This window comes from Methylobacterium trifolii (genome assembly GCF_022179685.1).
In the GTDB taxonomy this organism is placed as follows: Bacteria; Pseudomonadota; Alphaproteobacteria; order Rhizobiales; family Beijerinckiaceae; genus Methylobacterium; species Methylobacterium trifolii.
Window position 1 is genome coordinate 36,870 of record NZ_BPRB01000079.1, and the last position, 22,619, is coordinate 59,488.

A 22,619-nucleotide genomic window follows, 5' to 3' on the forward strand; every position below is an offset into this window, starting at 1 on the left:
GTTCGGGATGGCACGGGTGCAGGGCTGGACCGATCGTGAAGTCCCTGCCCGCCCGGCCCGGATCAGCCCGCCGCCCGGTGGGCGAGGGAGCGGCGCTTCTGGTCGGCGCCCGCTTGCGCCTGCAGCGCCTGCACGTGGACGGCGAACTTCTTCGCGGCACGGGCGATGTGATCGCGACCGAGCCGCTCGGCCCGGTCCGGATCGGACGCGACGATCGCGTCGAGGATCGCCGCATGCTCGCTCCAGATGTCGCTTGAGATGCGGCGCTCGACGCGCAGGACCGCGCCCATGATCCGGCGCACGAAGTGCCAGTGTGGCCGCGCCGCCTCCTCGACGGAGGCGTTTCCGGCGCAGGCATAGATGAACCGGTGGAACGCGATGTCAGCGGTGATCTGCCGGGCGACGGAGCCGCTGGCGATCGCCTCCTGCCCCTGGCGGATCAGGACGTCCCCCTCGGCCCGCGCCCGGTCGGAGGCGCGCTGCGCCGCCAGGCGGCAGGCCAGACCGTCGAGCACCTCCCGGACCTCGTAGACGTCCCGCAGCACCTCTGCGTCCAGCGGCGTCACCACCACGCCGCGTTTGGGCGCGTCGGCCACGAAGCCGCGGTCGCGCAGGAGCATCAGGGCCTGTTGCACGGGCTGGCGCGAGACCTCGTAGGCCGCCGCGAGCTCGTCCTGGATCAGCCGCGCGTTCGGCGCGAGCGTCCCCTCGCAGATCTCCAGAAGGATCCGTTCGTAGACCTGCTCGACCAGGGTCTGCACGTGTGCCGGGCCCGTCATCGCCTCTCGCGCTTCCGAGCCTGGTCTTGCACCATTCGCGACCCCTTGCAAATTCTAAATCCGCATGTCAATTTTGAATTCGAAACGAGCGAGGCGCGAATCGCTTGTTGGGCTGGTGCCCGGAGCGGGCGAGACGCGGGCATCGCATTCGGATCGGCCGTGACGTCGCTGGCCGATCGCCGATCCGAGACGGACCGGTCGGCCCTCGACGTGCTCAATGTCCGAGTGTCGGGCGTAAAGTCCGCCCTCGATAAAGCACGCTGCGCGACCACATTCGGCGACGCGGCGATCAATGGAGGAACGCCGTGACCTTGCCGCTCTCGAACGCCGTCCGTGCCGAGCCTACCGAGACGCCGCCCGCGGCGGCGGAGACCGCCCTCGGTCGCCGCGCTTTCCTCGGGCTGGCGGGCGCCGCCCTCGGCGCGGGCGCCGTGTTCCGGCCGGCGATCGTGCGTGCGCAGGGCGCGCCGCTGAAGCTGAAGTTCGGCAACGACGTGCCGCTCACCCACTCGCTCAACGTCCGCCTCGCCGAGGCCGTGGCCGCGATCGAGCAGGAGACGAACGGGCGTCTCTCGATCGCCGTGTTCCCGAACAACCAGCTCGGCAGCGACACCGACATGATCTCGCAGCTGCGCGCGGGGGCCCTCGAACTCGCGACCATGCCGACGACCCTCCTGTCGACGCTGGTGCCCGCGGCCGCGCTGCCGGCCATCGGCTTCGTCTTCCCGAGCTACGACAAGGTCTGGCCGGCGATGGACGGCGAGGTCGGCGCCTACATGCGCCGCAGCATCGAGAAGGCCAACCTGCAGCCGTTCGAGGCCATGTGGGACAACGGCTTCCGCCAGGTCACGACGAGCACCAAGCCGATCCGCGGCCCCGAGGACCTCAGGAACTTCAAGATCCGCGTGCCCGTGGTGCCCCTGTGGGTGTCGCTGTTCACGGCGCTGGGCGCCTCGCCGACCAGCATCCCCCTGAGCGAGGCCTACGCCGCGCTCCAGACCCGGATCACGGACGGCCAGGAGAACCCCCTGGCGATCATCAACGCGACGAAGTTCTACGAGGTGCAGAAGTTCTGCTCGCAGACCAACCATGCCTGGGACGGCTTCTGGCTGCTGGCCAGCGGCCGGGTCTGGAAGACGGTCCCCGCCGAGTTCCAGGCGGTGATGGCCAAGCACTTCAATGCCGCCGCCCTCAGGCAGCGCGAGGACAACGTCAAGGACAGCATCGCGCTCAAGGCCTCCCTCGAGGCCAAGGGCCTGGCCTTCAACGCCACGGACCCGGTGCAATTCCAGCAGGCGCTCGCCAAGACCGACTTCTACAAGACCTGGAAGGGCAAGTTCGGGCCGGAAGCCTGGGCGCTCTTGGAGAAATACGCCGGCGCCATCGGATGACGCGCATCCTGTGACCGAGTGGAGGAGGCGGCGATGAAGGAGTTGCTGACGTTCGGGCAGATGCTCTCGGTGCATGCCCGGATCACCCCGGAGCGTCTCGGGGCGCGCGACCTGGAGCGGTCGATGACGTTCCGCCTGTGGAACGCCCGCGCCTGCCGGCTGGCCAACGCCCTGCTCGGCCTCGGCCTGGAGAAGGGCGCGCGCGTCGCGGTGCTCGCCTACAACTGCCTCGAGTGGGTCGAGATCTACGCCGCCACCGCCAAGGCCGGCCTGGTCGCGGTCCCGGTCAACTTCCGGCTGATCGGCCCCGAGATCCGCTTCATCGTCGCCAACGCCGAGGCGTCGGCCCTGATCGTCCAAGACGAGCTGGCGGGCGTGATCGAGGGGGTGCGGGGCGATCTCGGCCTGCCCGAGGACCGCATCGTCCATTTCGGCCGGAGCCCCTGCCCGGCGGGCTACCGGGACTACGAGGCGTTCCTGGCCGCCGCCGCCGACTCGGAGCCCGCGGTCGCGGTCGCGGCTACCGACCCGTGGATGCTGATGTACACCTCGGGCACCACCGGCAGCCCGAAGGGCGCGATCCGCAGCCACCGCGGGGCGAGCCTGATGGCGCTCTGCACCGAGATCGAACTCGGCATCCACCGGGACGACGGGGCGCTCCTCGTCATGCCGATGTGCCACGCCAACTCGCTCTACTTCTTCGGGGCGTTCAGCTATTGCGGCGGGGCGACGACGATCTACTCGCGCAAGAGCTTCGATCCGGAACACTGCCTGCGCACGCTCTCGGAGGGGGGCGCCACCTTCACCTCCCTGGTGCCGACGCACTACATCATGATGCTCGGCCTCTCGGCGCAGGAGAGTGCGCGCTACGACCTCGACCGGGTCACCAAGCTGATGATCTCCTCCGCCCCCGCTCGGCAGGAGACCAAGCGGGCGGTGATGGGGCTGTTCCACAACTCGGGATTGTACGAGCTCTACGGGGCGACCGAGACCGGCTGGGTGACGATGCTCCACCCCCGCGACCAGTTCACGAAGCTCGGCTCGGTCGGCCGCGAATGCGTCGGCTCGGCGCCCATCCGGCTCCTCGACGCGGACGGCGCCGAGGTTCCGGACGGAGAGGCGGGCGAGCTCTACTCCTGCAATCCCTACACCTTCGACGGCTACTGGAAGCTGCCGGAGAAGACCGCCGCCGCCTTCCGCGGAGACTACTGCACGGTGGGCGACATGGCCCGGCGCGATGCGGACGGGTTCATCCACCTCGTGGACCGCAAGAGCAACATGATCATCTCCGGCGGCGAGAACGTCTACCCGTCCGAGGTCGAGGCGGCGCTCGGCGCCCACCCCTGCGTGCAGGACGTGGCCGTGATCGGCCTGGCCGACAAGACCTGGGGCGAGCGCGTCCACGCCGTGGTCGTGCTGCATCCCGGCGTCGCCCTCACCGAGGCCGACCTGATCGCCTGGAGCCGGGAGCGTCTGGCCGGCTACAAGCGGCCGCGCAACTGCTCCTTCGTCGCGGCCGAGGCCGTGCCGCGCAACGCCACCGGCAAGGTGCTCTACCGGGTGCTCAAGGAGCAGCTGGGCGCCGGGTCCGGCCCCGGCGCGCCGGCCTGAGGGGCGTGCGCGATGCCGTCCCCGCCGCCCGCCGCAATCCAAGTCCGTCGAAGGTGCGATGCAGGCCGTCCTGAACGCAGCCGTCCCGATCTTCGCGCTGATCCTCGTCGGGTTCCTGTGCGGGCGCCTGGGCGGATTCACCCGCGAGGCGACCGACAGCATCAACCGCTTCGCCGTCTACCTCGCGCTGCCGGCCCTGATCTTCACCACGATGGCCCGGATCACCCCGGCCGAGATCGGGCAGGTCGGCTTCGCGGCGGGCTTTGCGGGCGGCATCGCCGTGACCTTCGCCCTCGCTTTCCGGCTCGGGCGGCGGCGCGGCGGCTCGATGGCCGATGCCAGCATCGAGGGGCTGGACGCGAGCTACAGCAACGTCGGCTTCATGGGCATCCCCCTCTGCCTGCTCGTGTTCGGGCCGGAGGGACTGCCGGCTGCGGTGATCGCCACCCTGTTCACGGCCTGCGTCCTCTTCCTCACCGCGATCGTCCTCGTCGAGTTCGAGCTGCGCCGGGGCGTCGACCGCCGCAGCACCATACGCCGGGTCCTGCTCTCGCTGCTGCGCAACCCCCTGTTCCTCGCGCCCATCGCGGGTCTCGGCGCCGGCCTCAGCGGCCTGCCGCTACCGGCGCCGCTGGCGACCGCCGCCACGCTGCTCGGCGGCGCGGCCTCGCCCTGTGCGCTGATCTGCATCGGCCTGTTCCTCGCCCAGGAGAGCGGGCTGGCCGGCGACCGGCTCCAGATCGGCCTGCTGGTCGTCCTGAAGCTGCTGTTCCAGCCGGCCGTGACGGCGCTCCTCGTCTTCGGGGTCTTCGACGTACCCCCGCTCTGGGCGCGGGCGGCGGTGCTGCTCAGCGCGCTGCCGATCGGCTCGGGGCCCTTCACCATCGCCAAGCTCTACGGCCTTCAGGCGGGGGTGACGTCCGGGGCGATCCTGGTCTCGCACCTCGTCTCCGTCGTCACCGTCTCGGCCCTCGTCGCCTGGCTCGGCTGAGCCCATCGGGAAAGGATCACGCCCATGCAGGTCACCGCCGATAGCGTCGCCGCGCTGGTCGCCAGGTCGCTGAAGGGGCGCGGCGTCGAGCGGGTCTTCGGCCTGTGCGGCGGCCACATTATGCCGCTCTGGATGAGGCTCGACGCGGAGGGCATCGCCATCGTCGACGTGCGCGACGAGCGCGCCGCGGTCCACATGGCGCAGGCCCATGCCGAGGTGACGGGCGAACTCGGCGTCGCCCTGGTGACGGCCGGCCCCGGCATGACGAACGCCGTCACCGGCATCGCCAACGCCCACGTCTCCCGCGCGCCGATCCTGGTCATGTCCGGCACGAGCCCGCGTCCCCAGGAGAATCGCGGCGGCCTCCAGGACCTCGACCACACGGCGATCGTACGCTCGATCACCCGCTACGCCCGCACCGTGCGCGAGCCGTCGCTGGCGCTCGCCGAACTCGACGAGGCGATCTCACGGGCGCTCGGCGAGGGCGGTGAGCCGGGTCCGGCCTATATCGACTTTCCCACGGACACCCTGCGCGCGCCCGTGCCGAAGGCCCTGCACCTGCCCGAGCACCTCGCGCCCCGGCCGCGCTCGCTCCCCCGGCCCGATCCCGAGCGGATCGCCGAGGCGGTCGAAGTGTTGTGGTCGGCCAAGCGGGTCCTCGTGGTCTCGGGGCGCGGCGCCCGCGGGGCGGGCCCGGAGCTGACCGCCTTCCTCGACCGCCTCGGCGCGGTCTACCTCGACACCGGCGAGAGCCGCGGCCTCGTGCCCGACAGCCACCCCTCGGTGGTCGCCGCCATGCGCGGCGCCGTGATGGGCGATGCCGACGTCGTCCTCACCGTCGGCCGCCGCCTCGACTTCCAGCTCGCCTACGGCTCCCCGGCGGTGTTCGGGGACGCGAAGTTCGTGCGCGTCGCCGACATCCCGCAGGAACTGCGCGACAACCGCCGCGGCGCGGTCGAGATCCTCTCCGCCGTGGGCCCGGCCCTCGGCGCCCTGGTCGAGGCCGCGGGCAATCGCCCATCGGCCGTCGACCGTGACTGGGCGGACACGCTTCGCGCGGGCCACGAAGGGCGGGCGAGGAAGCTCCGTAGGACGATGGCGGAGACCCCCGCCGGCAGCGACGGCCGCCTCCACCCCAACCAGGTCCTGGCCGCCCTCCAGGCGGCGATCGGCGAGGACGCCATCGTCGTCACGGACGGGGGCGACTTCCTGAGCTTCGCCCGCGTCGGCCTGTCGGCGCCGACGATGCTCGATCCGGGCCCGTTCGGCTGCATCGGCGTCGGCGTGCCCTACGGCATCGCCGCGAGCCTGGCGCGGCCGGACAAGACCGTGCTGGTGGCGACGGGTGACGGCTCCTTCGGCTTCAACGCGATCGAACTCGACACGGCGGCCCGCCACAAGGCCCCGGTGCTGATCGTCGTGGCCAACAACGGCGCCTGGCAGATCGAGGTGCACGACCAGGCCACGACCCATGGCAAGGTGGTCGGCACCCGGCTCCAGTTCAGCGACCATGCGGCGATGGCCCGCGCCTTCGGCATGCACGGCGAGCGCGTGGAGACCGCGGAGGAACTCGGTCCCGCCATCGCCCGCGCCCTCGCCAACCGGCCGGCGCTCCTCGACGTGCTGGTGACGCCCGAGGCCGTCTCCTCGGACGCCAAGACCGGCCTCGCCTGGGTCCCCGACCTGCAGCCCCTGGCCGCCTGGGACGAGGCGGAGCGCCGCTGGCGCGGCACGGACGGGACCGAGGCACCGTAGATCGAGGAACCGGCCCGGTCGTCGTGCGTGAGCGCCGCGCCTCGCGGAAGCCGCGCCACGCCCGGATTCTCTGGAGCCAGAGCACGGCGCTCAGGGCCTAGGCGATGACGACGGCCGAGACCGCGGCGGCCAGGGTGCGCGTCGACGCCTGGGCGTAGCGCGCCTCCCGTGCCGGGGTTCTGTCGTCGGGGCGGACACCCGAAGCATCCCGCGACGACGGGCTCCTGGACGTGAGCGGATCGGGTGGGCGGTCCCGGCCATCCATCCGCGGCCCGGTCCGTCAGGCCGCCTCCTGCGCCTGCGCCCGCTCGCGGGCGAGCTTGACGACGCCGACCTGGTCGACCTTGCCGGTGCCCAGCATCGGCACCCGGTCCAGCACCACCACCTCGGCGGGGATGGCGATGTCGGGGGCGCCGCGACCCTTGGCGAAGGTCTGGTAGGCGGCCCGCGTCGCGTCCCTGGCCTCGGTGAACAGCACCAGCCGCTCGCCCTTGCGCGCATCCGGCACGGCGGCCACCGCGGTCGGGGTCTCGGGCCAGAGTTCGGCCGCGAGCGCCTCGATGCCGGCCAGCGACACCATCTCGCCGGCGACCTTGGCGAAGCGCTTGGCCCGCCCCTTGATCGCGACGAACCCCTGCGCGTCGATGGCGACGATGTCGCCGGTGTCGTGCCAGCCGTCGGCCGGCGGCTCCAGCACGCCGGGCTTCTCGGCCCGCAGGTAGCCCATCATCACGTTGGGCCCGCGCACCGAGAGGCGCCCGCCCTCCTCGATGCCGGGGACCGGCTCCAGCCTCCATTCGATGCCGGGCAGCAGCCGGCCCACCGTGCCGAAGCGGTTGAACATCGGCGTGTTCAGCGCCACCACCGGCCCGCATTCCGTGACGCCGTAGCCCTCCAGGATGCGCAGCCCGAACTTTTCCGCGTAGGTCTTGCGGGTGGAGTCCTTCACGGCCTCGGCGCCTGCCACGACGTAGCGCAAGGAGCGCAGGTCGTAGTTGTGGGCGGCCTTCGCGTAGCCGCGCAGGAAGGTGTCGGTGCCGAACAGGACCGTGCTGTTCGAGCCGTAGATCAGCTCCGGCACGATCCGGTAATGCAGCGGCGAGGGGTAGAGGTAGACCGGCACGCCCGAGACCAGGGGCAGCACCAGCCCCGCCGTCAGCCCGAAGGCGTGGAACACCGGCAGCACGTTGAAGACCTTGTCGGTCGGCCCGAAATCGATCCGGGCGGCGACCTGTGCGGTGTTGGCGAGCATGGAGCGGTTGGCCAGCATCACGCCCTTGGGCGCGCCCTCGCTGCCCGAGGTGAACAGGATCGCGGCCGGGTCGCTCCCCTTTCGCGCGACGATGGGCTTTCGCGGAGCGAGCAGGCCGCGGAGCTTGTCGCCCGTGGTCACGGTGGCGCGCACGTCCTCCAGGTAGACGAGGTCGACGGCCTCCCTGATGCCCTCGACCAGCGGCCCGAGGCGCCCCTTCTCGATGAAGGCGCGGGAGGTGAGGATCTTCGTGACCTCCGCCGCCCGGCAGGCCGAGAGCACGTTGGCCGCGCCCGCGGAGAAGTTGATCATCGCCGGCACCCGTCCGGTGGAGGCGAGGGCGAAGAAGGTCACGGCCGCGCCGTTGGCGTTGGGCAGCATCACCCCGATCGCCTTGCCCTCCGGGCAGAGCGGCATCAGCTTGCGGCCGAGAATGTTGGCGCCCATCACCAGGCGGCCGTAGCTGAGGCTGCCGCCGACCGGGTCCTCCAGGGCCGTGCGGCGCCAGCCGTGCTGCGCGCCGGCCTCGATCAGGGCCTCCATCACGCCGCGGTCGACGTCCGTGGTGCGGTAGACGAGGTCGGACATGATGCCGTAGAGGGCCGCGCCCGCCGCCTGCCGGCGCGCCTTGCCCTTGAGGGCGGGATCGACCTCCAGGCGGACGGGTGGCATCACCGTCACCGTGACCTTCGGCCACCAGCGGCGGCGGACCTGGGCGCGGGACAGGCGCGAGAAGGCGGTCTTCTCCAGCCCCTCGATCCGGACCGGCACCACCATCGCCCCGGACTTGTCGGCGATGAGGCCGGCCCCGTCGTAGACCTTCATCAGGCTACCCGTCACCGTCAGCCGTCCCTCGGGGAAGATGATCAGGGTCTCGCCGCTCTTGACCGCGTTGATCAGGGTGCGGGTGGCGAGCGGCCGGGTCGGGTCCAGCGGCATCGCCTTTGTGACGCGCAGGAACGGCTTCACCCACCAGCGCTGTGCGATGCCGTGGTCGATGGCGAAGACCGGCTCCTGGTCGAGCAGCGAGAGGGCCAGCGGCGCGTCGAGGAAGGAGACGTGGTTGAGGGCCACGATGCAGTTCGGCCCGGCCTTCTCGACGTTGTCGAGGCCGCGCACCTCCAGCCGGTAGAAGGCCCGGAACAGGATCGAGAGGAAATCCCGGAACGGGCTCGTGGGCAGGATGGCGAAGACGACCGCGCCGACGATCAGGTTGAGCACCGCCACCAGGGCCAGCAGGTTCGCCATCGACATTCCGGCGCCCTGAAGCACCGCCAGCGCCAGGGTGCCCGCCACCATGAAGGCGGCCGTCATCACGTTCACGGCGCCGATGACGCGGGCGCGCTTGTCCTTGTCGGTCCAGGCCTGCACCGCGGCGAAGGACGGCACGATGTAGAGGCCGCCGGCCATGGCGAGGCCGAGGAAGTCGCCGGCCACCCGCAGGCCCGCGCCGGTGCGCAGGAACTCGAGGGCGCCGATCATCGCACCGGAGGGGGGGCCCGCGTGCGACACGGTCCAGGCGAGGTCGAGGCCGAACAGGCCCATCAGCACGGCGCCCACGGGCGTCGGCAGCAGCACGATCCGGCCGCTGGCGAGCCACGAGGCAAGCCCCGAGCCCAGGGCGATGCCGATGGAGAACACCGCGAGCAGGAGGGTGATGACGGTCTCCGAGCCGTTGAACTCGGTCTTGACCAGCACCGGCAGCAGCGACAGCACCACGACGCCGACCAGCCAGAACCAGCTCACGATCACCGAGCCGCGCCACAGGCGGGTGTCGCTCCAGAGGTCGCGCAGCAGCGCCACGGTTGAGCGGGCGACGTTGGCGTCGACCTTGAGGTCGGGGGCGCCCTCGCCGGTCGCCGGGATCATCCGCGCCGAGAGCCAGCACAGCACCGCGAACACCATGATCAGCACGCCGAAGGCGAGGCCGCTGCCGCCCATGGCGCTGGCGAGCCCCGCCACGATGGTCCCGAGCAGGATCGCCAGGAAGGTCGCGGCCTCGACCAGGGCGTTGCCGGCGGGCAGTTCCTCGCGGCGCAGGTGATCGGGCAGGATGCCGTACTTGATCGGGCCGAACAGGGCCGCGATCGTCCCGAACAGCCCGAGCGCCACGAACAGCACCGGCACCGAATGCAGTACGAAGCCGAGCACGGCCGTGCCGGCCGCGAAGATCTCGGCGAACTTCAGGCGCTTGGCCATCACCGCCTTGTCGTAGCGGTCGGCCCATTGGCCGCCGAGGCCCGACAGGATGAAGAACGGCCCGATGAACACGGCGCTGGCCAGCGTCACCAGGATGCCGGCGTTGGCGTCGGGCTCCGAGCCGACCTTGAACAGGATCAGGAATGCCAGCGCGTTCTTGAGGAAGTTGTCGTTGAACGCGGAGAAGAACTGGCACCAGAACAGGGGCGCGAAGCGCCGGGCGGTCATCAGCGAACGGAACATGGCGGTCTCTCCGGCTGCGCCATGACTGGCCCAGCGCGCGCGGTCAGGTCAAATCTAGGGCATGCCGGCTCAAGGAAGCCTCAACGCGGGTCCCGCGGCGTGCCGGTTTGAACAGCGTGCAAATTATGCGTTCCGCGACGGCCCGCAAGCCGGATTTTGCACGATGTGCAATCCGGGCGCGGGGCGGGTGTGTCTTCGCACCGTCGGCGGCGGCCTCGGCCCGGCCGCCGCAAAGGTGGTACAGGCGTTGTCCGCCGCGCTCGCGCAGCGCGCGGTCCGCTCCCCCGGAAGGACGCACCGAGCCGACACGATGACAATCCTGGCGATCGATTTCGAGACGGCCAACGAGCGGCGCGACAGCGCCTGCGCGGTGGGGCTCGCCTGGATCGAGGGCGACCGCATCGTCCGCCGCGCCTCCCGCCTGATCCGGCCGCCCGAGATGCGCTTCTCGCCGGGCAACATCCGCGTCCACGGCATCCTGCCGGCCGACGTGCGGGACCAGCCGGGTTTCGCCGAGGCGATGGCCGAATTCCTGCCGGACCTGTCGCGCGGCCTGATCCTCGCCCACAACGCGGGCTTCGACATCGGCGTGCTGCGGGCCTCGCTGGCGGGCGCTGGCGTCGCCGTGCCGCCGCTGACCTATCTCTGCACCCTCCAGATTTCGCGAAAGGTGTTTCCGGACCCGGCGGGCTGCGGCCTCGGCAAGGTGGCCGCCCGGCTCGGCATCCGCTTCGAGCACCACGATGCGGGCGAGGACGCCTATGCCTGCGCCGAGATCGCGCTCGCGGCCGCGCGGCAGGCGGGGGCTGCGGGCGTGGCCGCCCTGCCCCGCGCCATCGGGCTTCCGGTGACGCGGGTGGCCGGCGGCGCGCCCGTCCCGCGCGCGGTGCCGGGGGCGATCAGCGGCCGCGTGCTGCAGGCGTTGCGGCCGGCGAAGGCGCCAGACCCCTTGCGCTTCACCATGCGCGGCAGCACCGGCAACCGCTACGAAGTCTCCCTGGAAGCCCGGTCGGGCGGCCCGCAACTGCGCTGCACCTGCATGGCGGGCCGTTACGGAATGGCCTGCCGGCACGTCAAGGCGCTGATGGTCGGCGACGTGACCGACCTGCTCTCGGAGAACGCGGCGGACCTGGAGACGCTGCACCGGATGCTGGCGGCGGGCGAACGCTCCACCGCCAGCTAGAGCGCCAGGCCAAGGCCGGATCAGGCCGCCTTCTTCGCGGCCTGCCCGTAGAAGGTCTCGCCGGATTCGGCCATCGCCACCAGGTTGTCGGGCGCCGCGAACCGCGCCCCGTGCCTGGCCTCCAGGCCGCGGGCGAGGTCCAAGAAGGCCCGCGCGCCCATGAAGTCGATGTAGGACAGGGCGCCCCCGGTGAACGGCGCGAAGCCGAAGCCGAGGATCGAGCCGACATCCGCCTCGCGCGGGTCGGTGATCACGCCCTCGCCGACCGTGCGGGCGGCCTCCAGGGCCTGCACCACCAGGAGCCGGTGCTTCAGTTCCGCGATGTCGACCGTCTCGGGATCGAGGTGGGCCGGCTGCATGTCCCTCAGCCCGGGCCACAGGCGCTTGGGCGCGCCCTCGGGATAATCGTAGAAGCCCTTGCGGTTCTTGCGCCCGAGGCGGCCCTGGCCTTCGACGAGGTCGACCAGGAGCTTCTTCTGGGCCGGGTCGACGGCCTCGGGGCCGAGCTGCGCCTCGGTCGCCTTGGCGATCTTGAGGCCGAGGTCGAGGGCGACCTCGTCGTTGAGCGACAGGGGTCCCACCGGCATGCCGGCCATCTTGCCGGCGTTCTCGATCATGGCCGGGGGCACGCCCTCGATCAGCATCTTGTGGCCTTCGAGGATGTAGGCGCCGACGCAGCGGTTGGCGAAAAAGCCGCGGGCGTCGTTGACGACGATGGGCGTCTTCCTGATCGTCCGGACGTAGTCGAGGGCGGTGGCGAGCGCCCGCTCGCCCGTGGCCTGCCCCTTGATGATCTCGACCAGCATCATCTTCTCGACGGGGGAGAAGAAGTGGATGCCCACGAACTGCTCCGGCCGGGCGGAGGCCTTGGCGAGCCCGGTGATGGGCAGCGTCGAGGTGTTGGAGGCGAAGACCGTGTCGGGGCCGATCACGGCCTCGACCTTGGCGACGACCTCGGCCTTCACCTTCGGGTCCTCGAACACGGCCTCGATCACGAGGTCGCAGCCCTTCAGGTCGGCGTAGTCGGCCGAGGTCCGGATGCGGGCGAGCAGGGCGTCCCGGTCGGCGGTCCTGGCGCGGCCCTTGTTGATCTGGCCGGTCACAAGCGTGTGGGCGTAGGCCTTGCCCTTCTCGGCCGCCTCCAGGGACTGGTCGAGCAGCACCACGTCGAGGCCGGCATTGGCGGTGACGTAGGCGACGCCCGCGCCCATGAAGCCCGCGCCGACGATGCCGACCTTCCTCAGGTTCGTGGCGGCCACGTCCTTGGGCCGGCGCGCGCCCTTGTTCAGCTCGCCCATGGAGATGAACAGCGTGCGGATCATCGCCGCCGCCTCCTTGGTGCGCAGGATCATCGCGAAGTAGCGGCTCTCGACCTTGAGGGCGAGGTCCATGGGCAGTTGCAGGCCCTCGTAGACCGAGGCCAGGATCGCCTTGGCGGCGGGATAGTTGTCGTGGGTCTCGCGCCGGTAGATGGCGTTGGCCGGGGGCCAGATCATCATGCCGGCCGGCGAGTAGACCTTACCGGAGGGCGCCTTGAACTTCGGCACGTCCCAGGGGGCGACGCCGGAGCCGCCGGCCCTGATCCAGGCCTTGGCCGTCTCGACGATCTCGGCCTTCGGCGCGACCGCGTGCACGAGGCCCATGTTGCGGGCCATCAAGGGGCGGATCTGCTCGCCCTTGAACAGCATCTGGAGGGCGTCGCCCGTCTGCATCAGGCGCGCGACGCGCTGGGTGCCGCCGCCGCCGGGAAACAGCCCGACCTTGATCTCGGGCAGGCCGACGCGGGTCTTCTCGTCGTCCGAGACCACCCGGTGGTGGCAGGAGAGGGCGAGCTCGAAGGCGCCGCCGAGGCAGATGCCGCTGACCGCCGCGGCGAAGGGCTTGCCGCAGGTCTCGAGCCGCCGGAACAGCAGGGAGAGGCGGCGCGAGGCCTCGAAGAAGTGGCGCATGGCCGGCTCCTCGCCGGCCTCGGCCTTGAGCTTTTCGTATTCCCGGCCGAGGCCCTGGAGCATGGTGAGGTCGGCACCGCCCGAAAAGTTGTCCTTGCCGGAGGTGACGACGCAGCCCTTGATCGCGGCATCCCCCGCGACCGTCTCGACGATGCGCTCCAGTTCGTCCATCACCGCCTCGGTGATGACGTTCATGGAGCGGCCGGGCATGTCCCAGGTCGCCAGCGCGATGCCGTCCGCGTCGGTCTCGAAGCGGAAGTTCTTCAGGTCGGTCATAGCGGGTCTTCCTCCTCGATGGCCTCGGCAGGCCTCGCGGCTGCCGCCTCCGGAACCGGCGTCCCGGAGGCTCTTGGTTCGGGCTTACTTCGGCGCCGGCACCGGCGGCATGCCGGGCTTGGGCGCGCTGTCGGCAGCCGAGGCCACCGCCAGCATGTTGAGCAGCTTCGTCACGGAGTTCTGCGAGATCGCGGTGACGGCCGAGGACGGGTCGGCGTTGATGGTCTGGAACTTCTGGTAGGTCTTGTCGTCGTAGATGCCGTTGAGGTGCTTGAGCTCGATGAGATCGAACTTGGCGGCGTATTCCTTCGACAGGCCCTCGACCATCACGTCGCGCTGCCTGTCGAACTCGGCGAGCAGTTCCTTGCGCACCGATTCCGCCTTGTCCTCGGGCATGGCCGCGACGGTCTTCTCCAGGGCGGCGTTGAAGCCGGTCTGAAGGTTCTTGATCAAGGTCTTGGAGACCAGCGTCTTGGCTTCCGTCGCCTTGTCGGCGGCCTCGTCCGCGCGGGCGGCGAGGGGCATCGCGAGGGCGGTCGTCAGGCAGAGGGTGGCGAGGAATCGGGTCATCGAAGGCGTATCTCCCGTGAGGTCCGGCTGGAGCCGTGCCGCCTTGGGCAGCGGTCGAGCCGGCCTCTACCAGCGTTTTACGGAATCCGGGAGCGGCGCCCCTCCGTTCATCAGACCCGCTCGATGATCGTGGCCGTGCCCATGCCCGCGCCGATGCACAGCGTCACCAGCGCCCGCTCCTTGCCCGTGCGCTCCAACTCGTCGAGCACCGTGCCGAGGATCATCGCACCGGTGGCGCCGAGCGGATGGCCCATGGCGATGGCCCCGCCATTGACGTTCACCTTGGCCGGGTCGAGGTCGAAGGCCTGCTGGAAGCGCAGCACCACGGCCGCGAAGGCCTCGTTCACCTCGAACAGGTCGATGTCCGAAAGCTGCATGCCGGCCCGCGCGAGCACCTTCTTCGTCACGTCCACGGGGCCGGTGAGCATCAGGGCCGGGTCCGAGCCGATGTTGGCGAAGGCCCGGATTCGTGCGCGCGGCCTCAGGCCCGCGCCGGCGCCGGCCTCCTTCGAGCCGATCAGCACGGCGGCCGCGCCATCGACGATGCCCGAGGAATTGCCGGCGTGGTGGACGTGCTCCACCATCTCCACGTCCGGGTGCGCGTCCACCGCCACGGCGTCGAAGCCGCCCATCTGGCCCATCTGCACGAAGGAGGGCTTGAGGCTCGCCAGCGACTGCATGTCGGTTGCAGGCCGCATGTGCTCGTCGCGGTCGAGCAACGTGATGCCGTTGACGTCGCGCACCGGCACGACGGAGCCCTTGAACAGGCCGTCCGCCCAGGACTTGCCTGAGCGGGTCTGGGACTGGACGGCGTAGGCGTCGCAATCGTCGCGGGTGAAGCCGTACTTCGTGGCGATCAGGTCGGCCGAGACGCCCTGCGGCATGAAGTAGGACTTGACGGCGATGGCCGGGTCGACGGGCCAGGCGCCGCCGGAGGCGCCGAGCCCGACGCGGCTCATCGATTCGACGCCGCCGCCGACCGTCATGTCGTGCTGGCCGGCCATAACCTGGGCTGCGGCGAAGTTGATGGCGTCCAGCCCCGAGGCGCAGAAGCGGTTGATCTGCACGCCCGGCACGTGGACGCCGTAATCGGCCACCAGGGCTGCGGCCCGCGCGATGTCGCCGCCGGCCTCGCCCACGGGGTCGACGCAGCCGAGCACCACGTCGTCCACCCGTTTCGTATCGAGGCCGTTGCGGTCCTTGAGGGCGCGGAGCGCCGTCTCGGCCAGCCGCAGCGCCGTCACCTCGTGCAGCGCACCGTCCGGCTTGCCGCGCCCGCGGGGCGTGCGGACGTGGTCGTAGATATAGGCTTCGGCCATGTGCGTTTCCTCGTTGTCCTCACCCTGGTGCGAACTCCTCCCTCCCCCTCTGCGGGAGAGGGGAGCGCGTTGTCCGGAGAGGTCGCTCCCCACTCCCGACCCTCGCTCACGCGAGGGCCACCCTCCCCCGCAGAGGGGGGAGGGTTTTTCGCGCCTCAGAACGCCTCGGCGGCCAGAGCCATCGTCGTGTCGGCCCCGGCCTTGATCCGCGCCAGGCGCGTGGCGGTCTCGGGCAGCGTCCGCTCCATGTAGAAGCGGCCGGTGACGAGCTTGGCCTCCATGCGCGCATCGCCGGGCTTGGCCGCCGCGGCCTTGGCGATCCGCGCCCACATGTAGCCCATCGCGACGAGGCCGAGGAGGTGCATGTAGTCGGTGGCGGCCGCGCCCGCGTTGTCGGGCTTGGCGAAGGCGTTCTGCATCAGCCACATCGTGGCACCCTGGAGGTCCTTCAGCCCGGCCTGGAGCGGGCCGGTGAAGGGCGCCATCGCCGCATCCTCGTGGGCCTCGATGAACGCCTGGACCTCACCGAGGAAGGCCATCATCGCCCGGCCGCCGTCCTTCGGGAGCTTGCGGCCGATCAGGTCCATGGCCTGGATGCCGTTGGCGCCCTCGTAGATCATGGCGATGCGGGCATCGCGCACGAACTGCGACATGCCCCATTCCTCGATGTAGCCGTGGCCGCCGAACATCTGCTGGGCCTCGACCGCGTTGGCGAAGCCCCGGTCGGTGAGCACGCCCTTCACCACCGGGGTCAGCAGCCCGAGGAGGTCGTCGGCGGTCTGGCGCTCCTTGGCGTCCTCGGAGCGGTGGGAGATGTCGGATTGCAGGGCGGTCCAGAGCATCAGGGCGCGGGCCGACTCGTTGAAGGCGCGGATGCCCATCAGGGTGCGGCGCACGTCCGGGTGGACGATGATCGGGTCGGCGGCCTTGGCGGGCTCCTTGGCGCCGGTGAGCGCCCGGCCCTGGAGCCGGTCCTTCGCGTAGGCCACCGCGTTCTGGTAGGCGACCTCCGACTGCCCGAGGCCCTGGACGCCGACGGCGAGGCGGGCCTCGTTCATCATCACGAACATGGCGGCGAGGCCGCGGTTCTCCTGGCCCACGAGCCAGCCCGTCGCGCCGTCGTAGTTCATGACGCAGGTGGAATTGCCGTGGATGCCCATCTTGTGCTCGATCGAGCCGCAGGACACGCCGTTGCGCGCGCCGACCGAGCCGTCCGCCTCCACCAGGAACTTCGGCACGACGAAGAGCGAGATGCCCTTGGTGCCGGCCGGCGCGCCCTCGATCCGGGCGATGACGAGGTGGACGATGTTCTCGGACAGGTCGTGCTCGCCCGCCGAGATGAAGATCTTCGTGCCGGTCAGCGCGTAGGAGCCGTCGCCGTTGGGCACGGCCTTGGTCTTGAGCAACCCGAGATCGGTGCCGCAATGGGGCTCGGTGAGGTTCATGGTGCCGGTCCAGGCCCCCTCGACCATCTTGGGCAGGTAGGTCGTCTTCTGCGCCTCCGAACCGTGGACGAGGAGCGCGGCCATCGCCCCCTGCGTCAGGCCGGGATACATGCCCAGCGCCAGGTTCGCGCCGGAGGCGAATTCCTGCATCGCGGTGTTGAGGGTGTGGGGCAGGCCCTGGCCGCCGTATTCCTCCGGCACGGAGAGGCCCATCCAGCCGCCCCGGGCATAGGCGTCGTAGGCCGCCTTGAAGCCCTTGGGGGTGCGCACCGCGCCGTCCGCCTCGCGGGTGCAGCCCTCCACGTCGCCGACCTGGTTGACCGGGGCCAGGACCTCGTCGGCGAGCTTGCCGCCCTCCGACAGCACTGCCTCGACCACGTCCCGGGAGGCCTCCGAGAAGCCGGCGAGGTTGGCGTGGCGATGGAAGCCGAGCACGTCGTTGAGGAGGAACAGGGTGTCCTCGACCGGGGCGCGATAGCTCGGCATCTCGAATCCTCCGCGTGCATGGGCGGACCAGCGGACCGTCCCCGGTACTGCGGTCCCCTCGATAGTTCATATATAAACTATCTCGGGATGCCCTGGCAAGAGGCCGCCGCGCCGGTTTTGTTTCAGTGCGGCTCTTGAGCTCGACCGACATCGTCTGCGTGAGGGCGGCCTTTAACGCGGTGTTTACCAAGAAAGTTAATTGTCGGCGCCAACCGATCCGACGACCGCACACCCGAGAACCCGCGCCAGCGGCGCGCAAGTCCCCGGCTCTGATGCGACCGCCTCCGAAGGCAGGCCGACGATGACCCGAACCGCCACGCCCAGCTTCGACAGTCTCGACCCCGACGTGCTCGAGGCCGCCCGCGACGTGGCGCGCCGGGCCGGCGTCCCGCTGGAGACCTGGATCGCGTCCGTGGTGCCCCCGGCCGGCACCGTGGAGCGCCGCCGCCGCCGGCGCGCCGCTCCGGAGGCGGCCTCCGGCGGCCTGCAGCCCGCCGCCGAAATCCGGCCGGACGACCTCATCGTGCCGCCCGAGGCGCCCTCCCCCTCCCCCGTGGCGGCCCCCGCCGACGACCGGTTCGCCAAGACCCTCGACGCGCTGATGGCCCGCCTCGACGGGCTCGACCGGGCGTTCGGCGAGGAGCGGCAATCCATCCAGGACGCCGCCGCGCGCCGGATGACGGAGATCGAGACCCGCATCGGCGAGGCGCTCGGGTCCGGCACCGGCCCGGTGCAGCAGGTCACGGAGCGCCTCGGCGACATCGAGCGCCGGATGTCGCAGCTCGGCGAGCAGCTCGCGGCCTCGCGCCCCCTCGGGCGTCGCGGCCGTCCGGCCGTCGCCGAGGTCCGCGACGCGGTCGAGGAAATCCGCCAGCGCCAGCGCGAGTTGAGCGAAGGCGGGACGGCGCCGGTGGGGGCCGAGGGCGGCATCGTCGCGAGCATGCGCCAGGACCTCGCCCGGCGGCTCGACGCGACGGTTCAGGAGGCCGTGCCGTCCGCCGCCGTGAGCGAACTCCAGCGCGAGACCGCACGGCTGCGCGAGATGATCGGACACCTCGCCACCGGCCGCGACGTGGGCGCCCTGGAGCAGGCGGTGATTTCCCTCGCCACCGGCGTCGAGCGCGTGGAAGCCTCCACGGACCTCACGGCCATCGCCGGCCCGATCGAGGTGATCCGCGTCCAGGTCGAGCGGCTGGCCGAGGACGTGGCGGAGAACGTGCACACCCGCGTGGCCGGCGACGTCGAGCGCCTGGCCGCCCATCTCGACACCGTCGCGGCCGCGGGACCGGGCACGCCGCCCGACCGCGACGCTCTCGCCAGCGTCTTCGGGGAGCTCGACGAGATCCGCCGGCTGATCGCGGCGCTGGCCGGCCCCGAGCGCATCCAGAGCCTCGCGCAAGGCTTGCAGGCGGTCAGCGGACAGATCGCGCAGTTGCAGAGCGCGGCCACGGACGGCGACGCCACGGGCCTGCGCCCGCTGCTGGAGGAGATCCGCAGCGGGCTGACGGCCCCGGCGCCCGCGGCCCTGACCGAGCAGATCCGGGCGATGGCCGCCAAGGTCGACGCCCTGCACGCCCGCTCCGGCGAGGCCGACAACGCGGATTCCCGCGCCATCCTCGGGCGCATCGACGCCCTTGCGCAGAAGGTGGACCGGGTCAGCGTCCACCCGGTCGGCGACCTGATCGGGCGGCTCGAAGGTCTCGGCGAGAGCCTGCGCCAGCCGGCCGTGCCCGGCGGCGACGTGGCCTCGATCCACGCCATGCTGCACAACCTCGCCGAGAAGGTGGACCGCGTCGGCAGCCGCCCGGACGGGGACGGCCTCGACGCCCTCGAACGGCAGGTGATGACGCTGGCCGGCCGCATCGACGCCCGCGGCAGCGACCCGGCCCTGACGGGGCTGGAGCGCACCATGGGCGACCTGCTCACGCAGGTCACGGCGCTGCGCGAGGAGGGCCCGCGCGAGGCCGCCCACGGCGCGGCGGACAAGAGCGAGTTCGGGCTGATCCGCGCCGGGCTCGCCGACATCCAGGCCCGGCAATCCGCCTCGGACGAACGCCTGAGCGCGACCCTGACGGGCGTGCAATCGGCCCTCGACCGGCTGGTCGGCCGGCTCGGCCCCGCCGATGGCGAGAGCGTCCGCGCGGCCGCCGCCGCCCGCGCCCCCTCCCTCGACGAGCGCCTCATGGCCTCGACCGGGATCGAGGCGCCGCGGGCGCGCCCCGGCCGCCGGCCGGAGGCGCCGCGGACCGGTGCTGAGCCGTCCGTCGACGGCGGCCGCTTCAGCGACGAACTGCTGGAGCCCGGTGCCGGCCGCCCCGCGCAGGAGCCCCCCGCCCGCGGCCGGGCCGGACACGAGCGCATCGCCAGGGAGACGGCCAGGGAGACGGCCAAGGAGTCCGGCGAGGGAGCCGGCGACATCAAGACGAACTTCATCGCGGCCGCACGCCGGGCGGCCCAGGCGGCACAGGTCGAACTCGCCACGGAATCCACGACGAGCGAGCGGCGCGAGCCCCGTGGCACCCGCAAGGCCGGCCCGGCCGCAACGCCCGCCGCGGACGGGCGCCTCGCCCGCTTCCGGGCCGAGATCGACCGCCGCCGCCGGCCGCTGCTGCTGGGCCTCGCGGCCATCGTGCTCGTGCTCGGCGCCCTCCAGGCGGTGAGCATGCGCTCCTCCGGTAACGAACCCGCCGAGCCGGCGCCGGTGGCTGCCGTCAAGGCATCGCCGCCCGCCGCCGATGCCGGCCCCGCCGCCCGGCCGGAGACCGGGAACGCCGCCCCGGCGCCCGTCGAGGCGGCCAAGCCCGCGCTCCCCGATCCGCAGACCACGCAGGCGATCTCCCCCGCCGCTGCCCCGGCCCGCCCGGCGCCCGCCAAGGCCGCGGTGCCGCAGGTCTCGTCCATGGGCGGGCTCGCCGCCGACCTCGCCGGCATTCCGACGGGCCTGTCCAAGCTGAAGCAGTCGGTCCTCGACGGCGACGGCACCGCGATCTGGGAACTCGCCGGACGGGAGGCCGACGGACGCGGCCTGCCCCGCGACTTGGCGCTCGCGGCCAAGCTCTACGAGAAGCTGGCCTCGGCCGGCTACGCCCCGGCCCAGTACAAGCTCGCCGGCCATTACGAGAAGGGCTCCGGGCTAGCGCGGGACATCGCCCAGGCCAAGCTCTGGTACGGCCGGGCCGCCGAGCAGGGCCATGCCCGCTCGATGCACAACCTCGCGGTGCTCTACGCCGAGAACCCGAGCGCCACCGGCAAGCCGGATTACGCCTCGGCCGCCTCTTGGTTCAGGCAGGGCGCGGAAGCCGGCGTGCGCGACAGCCAGTACAACCTCGCGGTGCTCTACGCCCGCGGCCTCGGGCTGACGCAGGACCTGGTGCAGTCGTATGCCTGGTTCTCCGCCGCGTCCGCGCAGGGCGACGAGGATGCCGGCAGGAAGCGCGACGACGTGGCCGCCAAGCTCGCACCGGCGGATCTGGCCGGCGCCAAGGCCCTGGCCGCCGGATTCAAGGCCCGCAAGCTCGACCCGGCCGTGAACGAGCCCCCGGTCGTCAAGGATGCCACCCCGCCGGCCATGAGCCTGCTGGGCGCGCCTGCCCCGACCGCGAACGTCTTCGCGCCGGCGGCACGCAAGAATATCTGACGGCGGGCATCGAGACCCGTTCCCGACCGGACCGCATCAGGTCGGCCTCTCCCATACCGAGTCTCACAGGTCAGAACCCATGAGGTCCGGCGGACGGCCGCCGCCCCGCAGTCGCGGGGGCCGAGCCTCGATGGGCCGTCCTCGCCGAGGCTCGGTACAAGTCCTTGACGGGACGCGCTTCCTCGCGCCGAAACGGCGCCCGCTTCGGCGGAGGGCGCCGTAGCCCGCCCTCCCGGTGAAGCTTGACCATCGTGCCGCAGTGCGGGAATCCTCCGCAGGGATTACCTTCGGATTCCTGCCGAGGCGGTGCGTCACGGATCGCGCCGGCGTCCGCGAGAGCCACGATCTGCCGCATCGTCCGAACCCGGCCCGGCGCCCGGTGCGTCGGGCGATGCCCTGAACCGGAGAACGGATGGCGCGCCTGAACCCGGTCCCGATCAGCGCCGTCGTCCTCGGCGTCGCGGGGCTGATTCCGTTCCTGGGCTTTGCCGCCCTGGCGGTGACCGGCAGCGACGGGGGCATCGGCGGCTTCGGCTTCTCGCCCCGCACCATGCTCTCGGCCTACGGCGCCGTGGTCGCCTCGTTCCTCGGCGGCATCCGCTGGGGGGCGGCGGCAGCCCGCAACGGCGGCAACGGCGATTACCTCGTGGCGATCATCCCGTCGCTCGTCGCCTGGGCGGCGCTGGCCGCGCCGGCCCCGTGGGACCTGCGCGTGCTCGGCGTCCTCGTCCTGGCCTGGGGTTTGATCGACCAGGACCTGCCCCGCCGCGGGCTGGTCCCGCGCTGGCTCGGGCGCCTGCGCCTCGTCCTGTCGGGCGTCGCCGGCATGTCCCTGCTGGTGGCGGCCTGAGCCCCATTCCACGGCGTGCCGGACGGTTCGCGGACATCGGATCGCGCGCTCGGACCCGTCGAAGCGCCGTGGCGTATTCCACGCCACGCGCCGCCGCAGAGGTCGAGGCCGAAAAAATCAGTAGCCGACGCCGAGGATCAGGAGGCTGACGTAGCGGCTCGGCACGCCGAGGGCGGAGCCCGAGGCGGCATAGGGCGTCCGGATGCCGGCGAGCACCCGACGATGCGTGACGCGGGCCGCGACCCGGCAGGCGGCCCGGTCCGAGGCCCAGGCCGCCGACGACGGCGCGCAGGATTGCAGGGACCGCAGCGGCGCGTCCGCGAGCGCCGGGCCGGCGGCCATCAGGATTCCGGCCATGCCGAGGGCGAAGGCCGAACGCTGGACGAATCGGGACATCGAAAAACACTCCTGCAGACGGTGGACGGCCGGCCCCTTCCGTGGCGGCCGATCGAAGGGACACAATCGCGACCGCATCGTGGCGGTGCGAATGCGAGGTGCGGACGCGGACCGGAACCCGGCGATCCGCGCATCGACGGGACGCCCGATGCGCGCCGGCGTGAGCCCGCATCCCGAACCGGGCGCCCGTTCCGGTCGCCGTGAAAAACCTCCGACCCCGCCCGCCCGATCCGGGATCGCTCAGAAACCGATGCCGACCATCGGCGCCGCACCGCCGCCGCCACCGC

General features: G+C 71.7%; 14 protein-coding genes. 7 read left to right on the forward strand and 7 right to left on the reverse strand.

The window, feature by feature from the left end:
* Positions 1-62: 62 nt before the first annotated feature.
* Entirely contained in the window at positions 63-779 is a 717-nt protein-coding gene (locus COGEMETH_RS07820) for a GntR family transcriptional regulator (protein WP_238182040.1), read from the reverse strand.
* Between the two features lie 401 nt (positions 780-1,180).
* Between COGEMETH_RS07820 and COGEMETH_RS07825 the strand changes: the two genes are divergently transcribed.
* From COGEMETH_RS07825 to COGEMETH_RS07840, 4 genes are read left to right on the forward strand one after another with little or no spacing between them, the layout of a single operon-like run.
* Positions 1,181-2,170, forward strand: coding sequence for a TRAP transporter substrate-binding protein (locus tag COGEMETH_RS07825; protein WP_238182055.1), 990 nt, complete (start codon positions 1,181-1,183; stop codon positions 2,168-2,170).
* 33 nt (positions 2,171-2,203) lie between these two features.
* Positions 2,204-3,781, forward strand: coding sequence for a class I adenylate-forming enzyme family protein (locus COGEMETH_RS07830; protein WP_238182041.1), 1,578 nt, complete (start codon positions 2,204-2,206; stop codon positions 3,779-3,781).
* Positions 3,782-3,839: 58 nt separating this feature from the next.
* Entirely contained in the window at positions 3,840-4,772 is a 933-nt protein-coding gene (locus tag COGEMETH_RS07835) for an AEC family transporter (protein ID WP_238182042.1), read from the forward strand.
* A 24-nt stretch (positions 4,773-4,796) separates the two neighbouring features.
* Positions 4,797-6,527, forward strand: a complete 1,731-nt coding sequence (locus COGEMETH_RS07840; protein ID WP_238182043.1) for a 2-hydroxyacyl-CoA lyase — start codon at positions 4,797-4,799, stop codon at positions 6,525-6,527.
* Between the two features lie 280 nt (positions 6,528-6,807).
* Here the strand turns inward: COGEMETH_RS07840 and COGEMETH_RS07845 are convergent, their stop codons facing one another.
* Positions 6,808-10,221: an acyl-[ACP]--phospholipid O-acyltransferase gene (locus COGEMETH_RS07845; protein ID WP_238182044.1), complete on the reverse strand. Its 3,414-nt coding sequence runs from the start codon at positions 10,219-10,221 to the stop codon at positions 6,808-6,810.
* A 310-nt stretch (positions 10,222-10,531) separates the two neighbouring features.
* On the opposite strand from COGEMETH_RS07845, the gene COGEMETH_RS07850 reads away from it, so the two are divergent.
* Positions 10,532-11,404 (forward strand): 3'-5' exonuclease, encoded by an 873-nt coding sequence (locus tag COGEMETH_RS07850; protein ID WP_238182045.1) that lies wholly within the window; start codon positions 10,532-10,534, stop codon positions 11,402-11,404.
* Positions 11,405-11,424: 20 nt separating this feature from the next.
* Here the strand turns inward: COGEMETH_RS07850 and COGEMETH_RS07855 are convergent, their stop codons facing one another.
* From COGEMETH_RS07855 to COGEMETH_RS07870, 4 genes are all read right to left on the reverse strand, one after another.
* Positions 11,425-13,629 (reverse strand): 3-hydroxyacyl-CoA dehydrogenase NAD-binding domain-containing protein, encoded by a 2,205-nt coding sequence (locus COGEMETH_RS07855; protein WP_238182046.1) that lies wholly within the window; start codon positions 13,627-13,629, stop codon positions 11,425-11,427.
* Positions 13,630-13,713: 84 nt separating this feature from the next.
* Positions 13,714-14,199, reverse strand: a complete 486-nt coding sequence (locus COGEMETH_RS07860) for a DUF2059 domain-containing protein (protein ID WP_238182047.1) — start codon at positions 14,197-14,199, stop codon at positions 13,714-13,716.
* Between the two features lie 110 nt (positions 14,200-14,309).
* Positions 14,310-15,518: an acetyl-CoA C-acetyltransferase gene (locus tag COGEMETH_RS07865; RefSeq protein WP_238182048.1), complete on the reverse strand. Its 1,209-nt coding sequence runs from the start codon at positions 15,516-15,518 to the stop codon at positions 14,310-14,312.
* A 155-nt stretch (positions 15,519-15,673) separates the two neighbouring features.
* On the reverse strand, positions 15,674-17,449 hold the full coding sequence (locus tag COGEMETH_RS07870; protein WP_238182049.1) for an acyl-CoA dehydrogenase C-terminal domain-containing protein: 1,776 nt from the start codon (positions 17,447-17,449) through the stop codon (positions 15,674-15,676).
* Positions 17,450-17,750: 301 nt separating this feature from the next.
* Here COGEMETH_RS07870 and COGEMETH_RS07875 point away from each other — a divergent pair, with 301 nt between their 5' ends.
* Positions 17,751-21,086 carry a hypothetical protein gene (locus tag COGEMETH_RS07875; protein WP_238182050.1) on the forward strand — a complete coding sequence of 1,112 codons (3,336 nt, stop codon included), beginning with the start codon at positions 17,751-17,753 and terminating at the stop codon, positions 21,084-21,086.
* A gap of 412 nt (positions 21,087-21,498) precedes the next feature.
* The gene (locus COGEMETH_RS07880) at positions 21,499-21,936 is read left to right on the forward strand and encodes a DUF3429 domain-containing protein (protein ID WP_238182051.1); all 438 of its coding nucleotides are present in this window, start codon (positions 21,499-21,501) and stop codon (positions 21,934-21,936) included.
* Between the two features lie 117 nt (positions 21,937-22,053).
* On the opposite strand, the gene COGEMETH_RS07885 is transcribed toward COGEMETH_RS07880, so the two are convergent.
* Positions 22,054-22,332 carry a hypothetical protein gene (locus COGEMETH_RS07885; RefSeq protein ID WP_238182052.1) on the reverse strand — a complete coding sequence of 93 codons (279 nt, stop codon included), beginning with the start codon at positions 22,330-22,332 and terminating at the stop codon, positions 22,054-22,056.
* Positions 22,333-22,619 lie beyond the last annotated feature (287 nt).